15 protein-coding genes and 2 pseudogenes are annotated in these 14,973 nt (G+C 48.6%); 3 read left to right on the top strand and 14 right to left on the bottom strand.

Annotation, left to right across the window (positions count from 1 at the left end):
- Window positions 1-50: 50 nt before the first annotated feature.
- From BLCOC_RS13505 to BLCOC_RS13440, 14 genes and pseudogenes are all read right to left on the bottom strand, one after another.
- On the bottom strand, window positions 51-1,766 hold the full coding sequence (locus BLCOC_RS13505) for a GGDEF domain-containing protein (protein WP_115622471.1): 1,716 nt from the start codon (window positions 1,764-1,766) through the stop codon (window positions 51-53).
- 134 nt (window positions 1,767-1,900) lie between these two features.
- A complete protein-coding gene (locus BLCOC_RS13500) occupies window positions 1,901-2,353 on the bottom strand; it encodes a chemotaxis protein CheW (protein ID WP_029469153.1) in 453 nt (150 codons plus the stop codon).
- Window positions 2,340-4,406: a chemotaxis protein CheA gene (locus tag BLCOC_RS13495; protein WP_115622470.1), complete on the bottom strand. Its 2,067-nt coding sequence runs from the start codon at window positions 4,404-4,406 to the stop codon at window positions 2,340-2,342. The genes BLCOC_RS13500 and BLCOC_RS13495 overlap by 14 nt, the downstream gene beginning before the upstream one ends.
- Before the next feature lie 13 nt (window positions 4,407-4,419).
- The gene (locus BLCOC_RS13490) at window positions 4,420-5,361 is read right to left on the bottom strand and encodes a GGDEF domain-containing response regulator (RefSeq protein ID WP_029469155.1); all 942 of its coding nucleotides are present in this window, start codon (window positions 5,359-5,361) and stop codon (window positions 4,420-4,422) included.
- Window positions 5,362-5,387: 26 nt separating this feature from the next.
- A complete protein-coding gene (locus BLCOC_RS13485) occupies window positions 5,388-5,864 on the bottom strand; it encodes a chemotaxis protein CheD (RefSeq protein ID WP_115622469.1) in 477 nt (158 codons plus the stop codon).
- Between the two features lies 1 nt (window position 5,865).
- A complete protein-coding gene (locus BLCOC_RS13480; protein WP_115622468.1) occupies window positions 5,866-6,480 on the bottom strand; it encodes a chemotaxis protein CheC in 615 nt (204 codons plus the stop codon).
- A gap of 47 nt (window positions 6,481-6,527) precedes the next feature.
- Window positions 6,528-8,204: a methyl-accepting chemotaxis protein gene (locus tag BLCOC_RS13475; protein ID WP_029469157.1), complete on the bottom strand. Its 1,677-nt coding sequence runs from the start codon at window positions 8,202-8,204 to the stop codon at window positions 6,528-6,530.
- A 13-nt stretch (window positions 8,205-8,217) separates the two neighbouring features.
- Window positions 8,218-8,589, bottom strand: coding sequence for a response regulator (locus BLCOC_RS13470; protein ID WP_115622467.1), 372 nt, complete (start codon window positions 8,587-8,589; stop codon window positions 8,218-8,220).
- A gap of 4 nt (window positions 8,590-8,593) precedes the next feature.
- Complete coding sequence (locus BLCOC_RS13465; RefSeq protein ID WP_115622466.1) at window positions 8,594-9,418, bottom strand: CheR family methyltransferase; 825 nt, start codon at window positions 9,416-9,418, stop codon at window positions 8,594-8,596.
- A complete protein-coding gene (locus BLCOC_RS13460; RefSeq protein ID WP_029469160.1) occupies window positions 9,405-9,731 on the bottom strand; it encodes a hypothetical protein in 327 nt (108 codons plus the stop codon). Before BLCOC_RS13460 ends, BLCOC_RS13465 begins: the two co-directional genes overlap by 14 nt.
- Window positions 9,719-10,114: a CheW domain-containing protein gene (locus BLCOC_RS13455; RefSeq protein ID WP_115622465.1), complete on the bottom strand. Its 396-nt coding sequence runs from the start codon at window positions 10,112-10,114 to the stop codon at window positions 9,719-9,721. The genes BLCOC_RS13460 and BLCOC_RS13455 overlap by 13 nt, the downstream gene beginning before the upstream one ends.
- Before the next feature lie 117 nt (window positions 10,115-10,231).
- Window positions 10,232-10,925, bottom strand: a pseudogene (locus BLCOC_RS13450) (recombinase zinc beta ribbon domain-containing protein); the annotation flags it as partial.
- A pseudogene (gene mobV, locus BLCOC_RS13445) lies at window positions 10,882-11,657 on the bottom strand (MobV family relaxase). The pseudogenes mobV and BLCOC_RS13450, both read right to left, overlap by 44 nt.
- Before the next feature lie 57 nt (window positions 11,658-11,714).
- Window positions 11,715-12,116 (bottom strand): cysteine-rich VLP domain-containing protein, encoded by a 402-nt coding sequence (locus tag BLCOC_RS13440; protein ID WP_089774948.1) that lies wholly within the window; start codon window positions 12,114-12,116, stop codon window positions 11,715-11,717.
- Between the two features lie 330 nt (window positions 12,117-12,446).
- On the opposite strand from BLCOC_RS13440, the gene BLCOC_RS13435 reads away from it, so the two are divergent.
- From BLCOC_RS13435 to BLCOC_RS13425, 3 genes are all read left to right on the top strand, one after another.
- A complete protein-coding gene (locus BLCOC_RS13435; protein ID WP_057572610.1) occupies window positions 12,447-12,860 on the top strand; it encodes a DUF3795 domain-containing protein in 414 nt (137 codons plus the stop codon).
- Window positions 12,861-12,881: 21 nt separating this feature from the next.
- Window positions 12,882-13,685 (top strand): helix-turn-helix domain-containing protein, encoded by an 804-nt coding sequence (locus BLCOC_RS13430; protein WP_057572611.1) that lies wholly within the window; start codon window positions 12,882-12,884, stop codon window positions 13,683-13,685.
- A gap of 86 nt (window positions 13,686-13,771) precedes the next feature.
- Window positions 13,772-14,251, top strand: coding sequence for a GNAT family N-acetyltransferase (locus BLCOC_RS13425; RefSeq protein ID WP_330378533.1), 480 nt, complete (start codon window positions 13,772-13,774; stop codon window positions 14,249-14,251).
- Window positions 14,252-14,973 lie beyond the last annotated feature (722 nt).

Below are 14,973 nucleotides of genomic sequence, written 5' to 3'. Positions count from 1 at the left end.
TGTCTCTCCTGCTGTCTCTTATGATTCGTAACGGTTCCAAACCTTCACAGTTACCATGATCCTTCTCTTGCCAGTTCCTGCTTCATCTGCATCTTACATGCGTACATTTTTTTATCTGCATATATGAAGGCCTTGTCTATGCCTTCCTCTTTGCTTCTCACATATCCGTAGGCAGCAGAAAAGGAAAACTCATATTCCTTGTCCGCGTCTTCCACCTCTCTGAGGAAATGCTGGACACGCTTTTCAAAGGTCTCATCCGTCTCTCCTTCTGCCAATACACAGAACTCATCCCCACCGATACGGTACGTGCGAAGCGGCAGCCCGAAATGCCGGTCCAAAAGCTGCGCTATGCGGATGATCGCCAGATCTCCCGCTTTATGTCCATATGTATCATTGATCTCTTTTAAACCATTTAAGTCTACGATCATAACCATAGGTTCCTGATCCGGCTTCTCCGTTCTGTAATACTCCATCCGATTCTCAAACGCCGTTCTATTCGGAAGCTTTGTAAGGATATCCATATAGGCTATTTTTTTCAGCGTCTTGTTTTCGATCATCTGAGTCTGTTCTTCCGAGGACTGTTTGACAACGGAATATCCCAGAGAACAGACAAAGCAGATCAGTCCTGCCTGTGTAAATCCCACATTGCTCTGCATGGTCTTTTCAAAATAAAACCGGTAAATATCCACAGCACCAAACCCGGCAAAGGTAAAGCAGGCCACAAAGACAGGAATATCCTGGATCTTTTCTCCTTTTAGCTTATTCCTGATGCAGATTCCTGCCATTCCGATCACGATCAACAGAAAATTTATATGGTTCAGAGATACCGTCTGTGTATAATCCATCACATCTGAAAGCTGCAGAAACTGCATGGCGAAATAACTTGCAATGGTAAACCAGTAAAGTCCCCTCATAAACTTGTTCTTTGAAAAGCTGTCAAAGGTCAGAAGAAAGCTGATGGTGAGAATGGGCATCAGACCAAACAGCAGATAGAGTATATTCATACTCATTAATATATTTCCCGTAAAAATCTGCCCCACTCCTGACTTCAGCAATATCCAGGTGCTGGTCACAATGGCAAAGATTCCGAGATACCGGATCCTGCCTTCCGTATGGGCTGCCCTGAAAAAAAAGCTGCTTATGATCAAAAGTACCCCCATAATAAATAAAAACAGATCCACCAGCAGAGAGATCAGCTTCTGCTTTGCCACCATAAAAACAAGGGATGTTTTGGTTCCCAGATACACTGTCTCCTGGTTGCCAGAATAGGAATCATATACCCCCTTGGTTTCAATACGCAGTTCTTTCCCCTCCCAGTCCTCGGGAAGACGGGTATACTGCCACGCACTACCCACAGAGGCGCGGACAGGCGTACTCTGCCCATACCCAAACGTATAGAGCAATTCCTCATCCAGATATATCTTGATCCGCTGATGGGAGGAGTGGAACATGATCATATTGCAGTAGGAATCCTGCTTTTCCAGTATTTTTGTGTAGGATACCGCCTCTCCTGCTGCCGCACTGTCGTCCACAGGCAGGGTTACGGGCTTCGTCTCCTGCCCCCGTTCCATGGTCCATCCCTCATCCAGTACATATACATTCTCATTGTCAAATCCAATATTGTTTGCCGCGGTTTCCCCATTCATCCAGAAAAGGAGCACAATAACCATGGCTAGTATGAGATAAAGGGCAAACACCCTCAGTCTTTCTTTGCTCTTCTCCTTCAATTCTTCTGCCGGTTCTTTCCTGTTCTGCAGATTCCTCATAGGCTGCTCCTTCCGCTGCCGTTTACACAGTTTATTTCTTAACGCCGTCTGGGCTTTTCTTATACATTATATCATAAGGAAAAATATAAAAAAACACCAACAGAGTCAGTTTTTTCTCTGTTGGTGCATCAATGTCAGGGGTAAAAGACCATACTCTCAAGTGTCCTGGCCACATCAATAACGGAAAATAATTTCTCCCCATATCGGTAAAGCCCTTTCTCTTTCCAGCGGTCAGAAGCTGCCGCCCCCAGAGGATTTGTTATCTTGTCGGCAGCGGTATAGGAGATAATATAGGGTTCCCCGGAAAGACGGATACCCAGAAGATACTTCTGATGTTTTACGATGACCACGATCACACGGCTTTGGTCCCCGTCCTCCGTCTCCTGTATCTCCTGTTCCTCTTCTATCCTTATGACAGGGATCATAACTCCCTTATAGCTGCACACACCCTCAAAATCCGGAGGCATGCAGGGGATTTTTGATATCTTAAAGTCATAGCTGATTTCCACCACACAGGAGAAATCCACCGCATAATTTTTCCTGATACCGGGAAAACACAGAATTTCATTTATCTCATTCTCGCTCATGGACTGCCTCCTTCGTGAATTTTTCAATCATGGTTTCAATATCAAGAGCCGCGCAGATTTTGCCATTTCCCATGATACTGCATCCACTGATGCCTGTGTGCCTCCGAAAGCCGGGGCCAAACAGCGCCGGAAGCTGCTTTACCACAATCCTCTTCTGCTCATACATGGAGTCAATGATAATGACACCCTCCCGCTTGGCACTTTTTACATAGACCAGAAGGGCCGTGTCGGGATAATCTCCCTCTATCTGATAAGCTTCCCTTAGATCCACCAGAGGGAGCATCCTGCTGTCGTACAGGATATATTTCCTGTCGTTTCTTCGGTGTACAAAATTCCTGTTCTCCTCATAGCTTAAAAAGCGCTGTACATATCTGGAAGGAACAGAAAAACGGCATTCGCCCACCCGGAATCTGGTACACTCAATGGTCGCCAGGGAGAGGGGGAGCGTGATGGTAAAGGTACTTCCCTTACCCGCCTCGCTCTGGATATACAGATGGCCCCCTGCCTCCTCCAGAATATTCTTCACCACATCCAGGCCTACGCCGCGGCCGGAATACTCTGTGACCTCCTCATTGGTGGTAAATCCCGGAGATAAGATCAGCTCCAGGATCTCCTGGGGATCGTATTCCTCCTCCGGTTTTGTCATGAGGTGCTTTTCTCTTGCCTTCTCCAGTATTTTGTCCAGGTCTATGCCTCTTCCGTCATCTGTGACAGAGATCATCAGCTCGCCTATGGTATTTTCCGCGCTGAATGTTATGCTTCCCTTGGGATCCTTGCCCGCTTCTGTGCGCTCTTTCGGAAGCTCCAGGCCATGATCTACTGCGTTTCTGATAATGTGGAGCAGGGACTCCGAGACATAGTCCACCACGCTCTTATCCGCCTCAATGTCTCCGCAGTTCACGATCAGCTCCGCTTCTTTTCCTTGATCCCTGCAGATATCCCGGAGAATTCTCTTAAGCTTTGGGATGACCTTTGACACGGGAACCATGCGCATCTCCATAACGGTGCGCTCCATCTCCTCGATCAGGCGGTTGACCTGATAAGCGGTTCCTTCCCTGACGTCATCCATCCCCTGGCTTTTCAATTCCTCATCCAGTGTGAGCATCAGGATCAACAGCTCTCCGGAAAGATTTTGAAGACGGTCCAGACGGTCCGTCCGTACATTGAGGAATTCTGCCTCCTTTGTCTCGGCATGGTTGTCTGCTTTTTTCTTGTTCTCTATGACCTGTGGTTCCGGCTTCTTCTCCTCATCCCTCAGAACCTCATAATCCTTTACAAAAAGCCCGCGTTTGACGGTTTCCAGGACTTGTTCTTTTTTTTCACTCTCAAAGCGGATAAAAACTCCGTTTTTATTGATATATTCCGCTCCCTGCTGGGATTTTTCCAAATCTTTCGGATAGCTCTCCACACTGCTGCAGAGATTTCCAATCTGTCTGAAGATCATAAACGCGCGGATATTCTCCATACGGCAGCCTTCCTCAAAGCGGACCCGTATGACAACACCGCTTTTTTTCAAAAAGCTCTCCGGAATTCCTGCCTGAACAGGCTCCGTTTTCTTCTCTTCTTTTTCTGTCTGTAAAGGGGAATTCTCTCCCAAAACCTGTTCCTGGGCCGGAAGCTCCTGATCTACATCTGTATTCTCCTCCAGACTTTGCAGATACTTCTGTATTTTATTCTCTATCTCTTTTGTATCCTTTGGCGCATAGCTCTCCTCCGGCATCTGCGTCAGTTCACTCTCCACAAAGTCAGACACCTTAAAAAGCAGGTCAAACAGCTCCGGTTTTATACGGCTGATCTCCCCTTTCTGCTCCCTGTAATAGGAAAACAGATCTTCCAGCTTATGTGCCATGCCGGACAGGGCGTGAAGCCCCATCATGGCAGAAGAGCTTTTGATCGTGTGCATGATCCTGAAAACCGTATTGATATCGTCCTCTGAAAATGTCTTATTCCTGTCAGCTTCCAACAAAACCCCGTTCAGCTGTTCCATAAGCTGGCGTGTCTCTAAAAGATACACCTCCAGCATTTCTTCTGCATCCGCATCGAAATATCCCATATCTGCTCACCGCTCACCGTATGTCCTTATACCAGACACTGCAGTTCTTTCCGTTTCGTTTCCCATAGTAAAGTGCCTTATCCGCACAGTTGACGCTGTCCTCTATCCTGTCAGGCTCATGGTAGGTATGAAGCCCCATGGTCAGAGTACAGGAAAATTCCCCGTCCGGATGATAAATGCGGAACGCCTCCACTTCTTTCCTGATGCGCTCACTGATCTCAAACGCCTCCTCCTCCGTAACGGCAAAGAGTACGATAAGAAATTCCTCTCCGCCCCAGCGGATGACTCTGTGTTCCCTGCACTGTTCCTCTAAAATATTGGCAATGCACACCAAAGCCGCGTCTCCGGCATCGTGGCCATATGTATCATTGATCTTCTTAAAGTCATCAATATCCGCCATAATGAGCACTTCTGTAGCCTTTTCCGCATTATGGTCTTTCATGTCATCCATCAGGTTCCCCACCACGTACCGCCTGTTATACAGACCGGTAAGACCGTCTCTGAAAGCCATAAAGTTCAGCTTTTCCATATTGGTAAGCAGTTCTTTATTCTGTCTGTTCAGGATGTCCTTCTGCTTTTTCATTTCAAGATGAGCGTGTACCCTGGAACGAAGCTCTGCTGTGGCGAAGGGCTTCTTGATATAGTCACATGCCCCCATGGAAAACCCCTTTACCACATCCTCGTCCCTGTCTTTTGAGGTGAGGAACAGGACTGCCGCGTCCTTCTGCCCCACCTCCTTTAGTTTCCCGATCAGCTCATATCCTTCTATATCGGGCAGTACCACATCCAAAAGGATCAAATCCGGCTGATACTGCATAGCCATATCCACTGCCTCCTGCCCATTGTGTGCCTCACAGAGAAAAACAGGCTCTTCTTTCAGCGCTGTCTGAATCTGTTTACATACCATCAGACTGTCGTCTACAGCCAGAACGATATTCTTACCATTAAAATCCATATTTGCCTCCCATGCTTCTATCTATATTATAATATCACTGTTTTTCTTTTCACTGTTTTTACTTCTACTTTGCCGTTTTCTGCGCAAAATTCAAGTGTTCTGCCATAATTAGCTCCTGTGTCCTCAGCTATAATATGGATCCCTGCCGAACGCAGCGCATGCCTCACAGCGGCGGTGTTCTTTTCACCGATATCCCAGGCTAAATGGCTTGTGCTGAACATTTTTGCTCCCCCGGCTATCTTTGCTGTTATTCTTCTCTTATCAGCACCATGCCTCTGCATCTCCATGACCAGTGCAGAAACCCCGCTTTTTGCAAACTTATAGGGATTGCTCTTTACGGCAGCGCTGCTCTCGTCCGGCAGCACGATATGAGCCATTCCGGCTATTTTTATTTTGCTGTCGTACAGGCAGATACCTACACAGGAGCCTAATGCATAGGTGACCAGCACCTGTCCTCCAACAGCTATTCTGCCTTCCGCAATTCCTACTGTGATCTTATCCATCTCACAACTCCTCAAGCTTCCTAAGCAGTACCTGCAGAGAATCCATTTCCGGAAGGAACAGGATGCGCCCCGAAAAAGTACCTATGTCCATACGGAACAAATTGTCTATCATTAATAACTCATCACCTGTTCTTAGAAAACGCAGCGCGGCGTCCGTTAGGATTGCCCCGCCCATATCTATCTTGATCTGAGGGACGGACACATCCATCTCTACATCCAAAAGCTGGGACAATGCTCTGATATAAGCGCCGCACATGATATTCCCCAACTCCAGGAGCAGGGATTCTTCCATCTCTGTAAGGCTCATAAAGTCACACATCTCCACACCCAGTGCAAGATGTACGATCTGTCTCGTGAACGTCTCATCTAACAAAAAGAGAAACATGCCCTCCACTTCTTTGAAAACTTCCACCATAATTCCTGCCAGCGGGGTTTCCGCCTCGGTAAGAATTTCTGTCAGCTGCTGAAAAGGCAGTATACGCAGATTGGGCGTATCAATTTCCAGCGGACAGTTCAGAAGCTGCGACAGGGCATTGACCGCGTTTCCGGTTCCAATGTTCCCAAGCTCCCTCATAAAATCTTTAAACATTTCATCCAATTCCACTTCACGATCCATTGTGTTCCCCTTTGTCTTTGAAATCTTGTAACTGTCCGGCACCCTGGCTAAATCTCAAATTGTTCCACCAGTTCCTTCAGCATCTGTGCCTGCGCGGACAGTTCCTCACTGGCAGCAGCACTCTCCTCAGAGGACGCGGAATTTCCCTGTACAATATCAGAGATCAGATCCATGCTTCTGCGCACCTGCATGATGGCATCTGCCTGCTGTACAGACACTTCTGAAATTTCATCCATCATCTGATTGACCTCCTGGGCCTTCTCCACAGATGTCTGTAAAGACTCGGCTGTTGTATGGACGGTATCCATTCCCACATTGACTGCCTCTGTATTTTTATCTACCAAGCCGGCAGTAAGTTTGGATGCCTCCGCTGTCTTGGATGCCAGGCGGCGTACCTCTCCTGCCACCACGGAAAAGCCTCTGCCGGCTTCTCCGGCCCTGGCAGCCTCCACCGACGCGTTAAGTGCCAGGATATTGGTCTGGAAGGCGATATCCTCAATTTCTTTTACGATACCGGTGATTTCCTGGGAATTGTTTTTGATCTCTTTTATGGCTGACAGCAGCCTACGCATCTGCTGGTCATTACTTTCCAGGCTGCATCCCACATTATTTGCCAGCGTGCTGGATTTCACTGCCTTATCCGCATTGCCGCTGATACTTTCCGTGATCTCGTTGATGCTGACAGCCAGTTCTTCGATAGATCCTGCCTGCTGGGAAGTACCCTGGGCCAGGGCCTGGGCAGCATTAGACACCTGCTCTGCGCCTCCTGCCACCTGCTCCGCACTGCTGTTGATCTGCTGTATGGCATTGCGTAGAAGACCGCCGATCTCATCCAGCGCTTCTCCCAGAGCTACAAAGTCACCTTTAAACTTCACTTTGGTGCGGTAGTTCAATTTTCCATTTCCAAGGGCTGTCATTCCTGCCCTGATCTCTGTCACATAGACATTCAGCGCCTTTGTGGTCTCCCGGATACTCTGGGCAAGCTGTCCCAGTTCATTATTGGACACATAGGACAGATCTGACTTGAGTTTTCCCTCTGCCACAGCCTGCGCTGCTTTTTTTATCTCGTTTACTGGTCTCAGAATACTTCTGGTTATGGTGATCCACAAAATGCAGGTGATCAAAATACAGACAAGAGCCAGTACCAAGATCATGATCCTGACATTGCTGTTAAAGGTCAGGGAAGTGTCCAGCATATTCTCCGCATCATCTACGCACTCGCCTATGACCTTGGAGAGAGTATCGTTCAAATTTTGCATTTTTGGTCTGTATTCATTTATGTACAGGTCAAGTGCCTCTTTTCCTTTATTGTTCTCCAGCAATGATACGATCTGGTCTCTCGGGATTCCCATCTCCGCAAACTGTTCACCCAGTTTTTTTATCTGCGCGGTTTCACTTCCGTATCCCGTCTGAAGGAATTCCAGATCATTGAACTCCTTCTGGATCGCTGCTTTCGTCTGTACCAGAAGGGCATCCTCATCCATCACATCATCCGTGGCTGCCATGAGGATCATATTTTTCCCTACCAAATGAAGATTGGATACCATATCCATAGATGCTTCCACATTAGAAAAAGGCTGATTATATAGATTGTCCATCTTTTCCGACATGTTCTGTATAGTATGTACAGCAACCAAAACTGTGATTATGTATAAAACCAGAATAGAGGCAAATGCAGCTATCAGCTTTGTTCCTATCTTTAAGTTTGAGAAATACTTTTTCATTGCACTTGTCCTTTCATTCCTCTATTGGAAAACAGCTGTCCACGATCCTTAAGAATTCATCCTTCCTGAACGGCTTTACGATAAAGTCCCTTGCCCCCATTACTACGGCTTTTTGTATTACCGATTCCTGTCCCATAGCGGAACACATGACAACAGAAGCCTTTTCATCCTGTTCTAAAAGCTCCTCCAGTACCTCCAGGCCTGATTTCCCTGGCATGGTGATATCCAAAAGCACAAGATCCGGGCTGTATTCCCCGTACAGGGCAATGGCCTCCTCCCCGTCTCTGGCTTCCTCCACATTCGTATATCCCCCTTCAGACAAGATTTTTCGGATGGATTTCCTCATAAACAATGCGTCATCCACGATCAAAATTTTCTTTTCCATATACTCACCTTTGCTTTTCTCTATATTTTTTATATACAGCCGGAAAGACCGGTTCCAGCTCGATCTCGCCTCGGTTCAGAAGTTCAGCGTGCCCTATCACCAGATAGCCTCCTGTTTTCAGACCGGCCTCCAGTTTCTTCACCAGGGTTTCTTTTGCTTTCTTGTCAAAATATATCATGACATTCCGACAGAAGATTAGATCAAACTGTTCCGTCCCCGTATAAGGCGATAACAGATTCTGATTCTGAAAACGAATGTTCTGCTTCAGCCTGTCCGCCGCACAATATGTTTTTGCGTCTGTTGCCTGGAAATACTTATTCCTCCACTCGGCTGGAAGCCCCTCTGTTTCTTTTTCTGTGTAAATGCCTTTTCGGGCTTTTTCCAGCACCTGATTGGAAATATCCGTTGCCAGTATCCTGTAATTCATCAGATTCCCGGTACGCTCCTTATAATCCTGCAGGATCATGGCAATGGTATAACATTCTTCCCCAGTAGAACACCCCGCACACCATACATTCAGAAAACCTCCGCTGCGGTTATCCAGGAGGTCCGGCAGGATACGTTCACGCAGGATAGTGAAATGTGCCGGCTCCCTCATAAAGTACGTATAATTGGTGGTCAGCCGGTTCACCATATTGGCGGCAGTCATCCCTGACCTGTCCCTTTTTAAAAGCTCCATATACCTGCCAAAGGAGTCCGCCCCCTGTCTTTCCAGTTCTTTGGACATACGGCATTCGATCAGTGTCCTCTTCTTCTCCAGATTGATGCCGTAATTCTGACGCATATATTCAACTATCTCTGTAAATTCTTCTTCCTTAAGCCTGATCACTTCTTCTCTCCCATATCCCTGGTACCACTTCTGTCAGCTCTTCCCGGTCAATCTCTTCTTCTCCGGCCACTTCTTCGGCAGCCACCCCCACAGCCATGTCACCCTGTGTTTTCATAAGGATCCCGCACTTTGCATCTCTTTCGCTGCCCAGCCGGTAGTACACAGCAAGACGTCCTTTATAGACAGAGACTCCCAGTATCTCTTCACCGGCTCCGGGGATTTTCCATATTTTCGGGTTCATAAAAATGGTTTCTGTCTTTTCTTTCTCTATATACAGAACCCCGCTCCTGGTCTTTACTGTTATAACTTCCATTGTCTCTCCTTCAGAATTTCCGGCTTCAGCACATAGGCCAGCACCTCATCCCCCTGCTCTGTCTGCAGTATAACGGCCGCTTCCAGATAACGGTTAGTCTCATTTAATACCGGCTCCTTCAGAGAGAGGAACGCCCTTTTATCAAGGGTCTGTATCCCTAGCACCTTGTCCGCCGAAAATGCAGCCCGCTCTTCATCTGCAAGAATCAGATATTCCTGCTGCTTTCGCTCCTGACCGCTGCCTGTGAGTCCTGCAAAATCTATGAGGGCGGTTCTCCCTTTTTTTTCCTTTCTCTCACTGATCCTGTCCACCCAGGACAGTGGAATGAGATAATGCACCTCATCCGCAAGAAATACAAGATATTCCTGCTGCTGGTCTCCCATTACATTTCCGCCTTTCAAATTAAATTCCTATTACTTCTATAATACTTTATTGTCACAAAAAGTACAGTTTACAAGGGACTACACAGGGTAACGGTCTGACGGGAGGTGTGCTGCCCGTCAGATTTTCCATGTAATGTTGATGGCTTCGCTTGTGGCGGCTATGGTGGTAATCATCAAATCCACCACCCGCCGCTTGTCGTCAAAGGATACGCTGTCCCAAGTGTCGAGGTAGCCGGAAATCTGGCTGACCTGTTCCGGGCTGATGGCTTCCACGGTCAAGTCCGCTATCCGCTTCACAAGTTCCTGCTTGCGCCCGTCCAGTTCCGCTATCTTCACATTCACATAGGAGAGCAGGACATTGTTCGCCCCCGTCAGGCTGTCCACCAGCTTTTCAATCTCGCCGTCCACATGGGCAAGTTCCACTTGCAGGGCGGCGGATTTTAGGATTAGCCGTTGCCGCTTTCTTCCTGCCCGTCAGCATCTTGTGGCTTTCCAGCTTTTTTACCATCTGCTGATAGACTACCGTTTCCAGTTCGGCGGTGTAAATCTTGCCGCACCCGACGCAGCTTTTGTTGTCCAGCCGTTTCGTACAGCGGAGATATTGACGGCCTACCCGGTTGACGATACTCATAAGCGCATAGCCGCAGTTACCGCACTTGATTTTTCCTGCCAGCAATGTGTGGGTGGCTTTTCGGGCGGACTGGATTTTCATGTTGTTCATCAGCTTCTTGCGGCAGGCCAGCCATGTTTCCGACGGGACAATCCCCTCATGGGGCGCAAGCACTAACATCTGGTCTTTGAGATTGTGCTTCCTCTTTCTTCTTCCCTGCGTTCAGCGGGTTGATGCCATCCAGCGCCGCTTCAATCGCCCTTGCCTGTTTGGAGAGGGAAACCGCCTGTTTGAAAAGGCGGGTGGGGATATGCTTTCTGCCTGTCTTGCTGGCACTCTCCCCACGCTCCAAGTCAGGATATTTCTCTACCATGTAGGCGTGAAAATCGTCCTGCCACTTTGTGAGGTTGGCTCTGTTCCCGATAATCTCTTTGGCGCACAGGCGGTTGTCCTGTGTCAGAGGAACGAAGGTCAAATGCAGGTGGGGCGTTTTCTCGTCCATGTGTACCACCGCCGACACGATATTCTCCCGGCCTACCCGCTGGATAAGAAAGTCAGCCGTCCGCTGGAAAAGGCTTGTATCTCCTTTGGGGGCTTGTCCTTGAAAAACTCTGGGCTGGCGGTTATCAGCGTATCGACAAACCGGGTGCTGTCCTTGCGTGTCCTGCACCCGGCCTGTTCAATGCGGCTCTGAATGAAGTGGTAATAGCGTCCCTCCGGCTTAACGATATGGAAATTGTACTTGCTCTTTGCTGTGTCAATATCCGGGTTGCTGGCATACTTTTCTTTCTGCCGTTCGTGATGGGCTTCCAGCGGCCTTGCCGGGTTGCCCTTGTGCTTTGCAAATCGCAGGATTGCGTATTGCGGCAATCTATCAATCCTCCCTCCTGCGGACAGTTTGGGGGCTGTTTCGGGGGCGGGGCGTACAAACACACAGCCCCGCCCCGAACAGCCCGGAAAAGTCCTTGATTTACGGACTTTTGTCAGCCCCTATTTGTCCGTTTCCCTGCGCCGTTTCCGGTCGCTGGCGTTCTTCTGCCGCCTATGTACCCGTCTGGCGCAGGCTTCACAATATTTTGCCCGGTTGGAACGGGGGACGAAAGCCGCCCCGCATTCGGCGCACCGCTTCACGCTGGCGCTGCGGAATATCTCCGCCTCCAGCGCCTTGTCCTGTGGCAGCACTGCCCAGCGGAACCACTTGCAGCAGACGGAATAGGAGATAGACTGGGGGCAGACACATTCCTCCCCATCGTCCAGCAACAGGCAGTTGCCGTTATCGTAGTTGCAGCAGGTTTTGCGAATGAGGGCGTTTGCCCGTCTGCGCTGCGCCGGGGTCATGCGGGGCAAGCCGCCGCCCGGTGTGCGCTCTATCCCTGGTATTTTTTTGCTCATGCGTTCCTCCATTTTCGCTTTACTGCCGTTTTCCCCGAAAGCCGTTCCTACCCCATTCCTGCGGCGTATCCCGGCATTGGTACGCTCTCCCTACTTCGGGACAGTGGCCAGAAGCGGGGTCACGGCGTACTTCCCCAGCTGGTAATATCTCTTTCGGACGGTCATTCACTTGTGCTTGTCCATCGATGAACTAACACAAGTCTACACTTTTTTGACCGCCCGTCCCGTATATCCGAAAGGTTGGAAATCCCGCTGGAAAACACACTATTTCCACGCTCTCGGAATTGTGGTAGAATGAAAGAAACCGTAAGCTGACAAGGAGGGCGAGCCATGAAAATGCCAACAGAAAAAATGGATACGGCTATGTTTGCCCCCTGCGGCATGAACTGTTTGGTCTGCTATAAGCATTGTTATCATAAAAAGCCGTGTGCCGGTTGCTTGAACAGCGACATGGGCAAACCGGAACACTGCCGCAAATGCAAGATAAAAGATTGTATCAAGGGCAAAGGGCTGTCCTATTGTTTTGAATGTCCCGATTATCCTTGCAAGCTGATTAAAAACCTTGAAAAAAGTTACAACAAAAGGTATCAGGCGAGCCTTATGGAGAACAGCGAGTTTGTTCGTCAGCACGGTTTGGAAAGGTTCATGGAACAGCAGAAAGGGAAATATACTTGTCCCAAATGCGGAGGTATCATTTCTATCCATGACAGAGAGTGCAGCGAGTGTCAAGAAAGCATGAAATAAGCATAAGAGGGGGTGTGTAGATTGGCGTTGACAATACAGGAACGCTTGAAAGACCTGCGTGTGGAGCGTGGGCTGACGCTGGAACAGCTTGCGGAGCAGACACAACTCTCCAAGTCTGCGCTGGGCAGCTATGAAGCGGACGACTTCAAGGACATCAGCCACTATGCCCTTATCAAGCTGGCGAAGTTTTACGGCGTGACCGCTGATTATCTGTTAGGGCTGACCGAAACAAAAAGTCACCCAAACGCCGATCTTGCAGACCTGCGTTTGAGTGATGAAATGATTGACCTGCTGAAAAGTGGGCGAATTGATACCGCCTTGCTTTGTGAACTGGCGGCGCACCCGGATTTTGTCAAGCTGCTGGCCGATATACAGATTTATGTTGAGGGTATCGCCGCAACACAGATACAGAACTTGAACGCATGGGTAGATGTGGCGAGGGCCGAAATTATGGAGAAGTACCAGCCGGGGGAGCATGACAAGACCGCTGGTGTCCTGCAAGCCGCCCATGTGCGGGAGGGCGACTATTTCAGCAGCCGGGTACATCACGACATAGACGCTATTATGGAGGACATACGGGAAGCACACAGGGGCAGGAGCGACAGCGCCCCGGAGAATACCATTGTGGACGAACTCAAGCGGGATTTGGAGGAAGTGGCGAACTTCAAAGGCAGTCGGGCGGAACACCTGTTGATGGTGTTGTGTAAGCAGACAAAACTGCGCTACACCAAGCTGACGGAGGAAGAAAAACAATGGCTGACCCGGATTGTACAAAAATCCGAGTTGACGAAAAGCTATGTGCCGCAACGGGGAAAACGGAAATAGCGAGCGACAATCGAGAAATTGCGAGGTAAAAAGTAATGTGTGGATTGATGTTAGTTAGGCCATGTAAACTTTATGCAGAACAAGTAATGTCATACAAAGAAGAAATGTCACAAAATGGGGATAGCTTTGACGGTTGTGCAGGACTTGAAGATGTCTATTCATTTGATGAATGGATTGATTTTGAAGGAAGATTAAGAAAAAAGTATAAAACTGGATATGTTCCATCAGAAGTGTTTTTAGCGGTAAGACAAAGTGACAAATTTCTTGTCGGAATGATTGATTTTCGTCACCCATTATCGGATTTTCTTAAAAATTATGGGGGCAATATTGGATATAGTATTCGTCCATCAGAAAGGCAAAAAGGGTACGCGTCTGAAATGCTAAAACTGGTTTTGCCCATTTGTCGCGACTTCGGAGAAAGTAAGGTTTTATTAACCTGCGATAAAGGAAATGTAGCTTCACAAAGAACGATTATTAAAAATGGTGGGATGTTGGAGAACGAAATTTCTGATACAGTAGGTTTAAGTAAAAGTGGAATAATACAAAGATATTGGATTTCATTATAACATCTTTCAACAATTCCTCGTCTGGGAGATAGCAAAGCCAGCCGAGCCAGTCAACGGTCAAGATGAACGGCGCTTACAGCGCCGCCGTTGACAGCCTCGCACGTCTTTGCTTATGAGTAATCAAGGCGGGAAAGCCCTAAAATGGCTTTCCCCCCCACTCTAATTTTGAGAGAACGGACAGCCTCAAAATAACTTTGACGGCGGACAAGCACAGTATGGGATTGTCCGTCTTGTCTACCCATTCAGCGGGACGGGCGGCGGCGGTCAAGGTCGGGCGTAAGCCCGTTCATTTCAGCCTTGACGGTTGCCGTCCGTTCTGCTATTTTTGCCGAGTGTCTATACACAACATCGGGCTAACTTGACCCGATGTCCAAGCGGGGGCGAGGGCCGGGGGCTTCATATACGCCCTGTTTGCTGGCGAAAACAGTCCTGCGCTTGTGGCATCCCGCCCCGCAAGCACAGCCTGTTTTCCTGCCGCTTCAAATGCCGTTGCCCTCCACGGCGGCAACGGCATTTTCACGGCAACGCCGACAGAGCGTATAACACACTACACTTTGCTTCGCAAAGTCGTGTGCCAAGGGGCAAGCCCCTTTGGATTCCCCAGACAACAAAACAGGCGGTATGCTGCCCTCTCCGGGAGCATACCGCCGTTTGTTGTCAGCAGCCCGTTTCACGGTCTGCGTGTAGTCTCTTGTAAACTGACCTAAAACACAATATAAATA

The organism is Blautia coccoides, assembly GCF_034355335.1.
In the GTDB taxonomy this organism is placed as follows: domain Bacteria; phylum Bacillota; class Clostridia; order Lachnospirales; family Lachnospiraceae; genus Blautia; species Blautia producta.
Note: the sequence above shows the minus strand (reverse complement) of the source record. Positions and strands in the feature narration are given on the sequence as shown.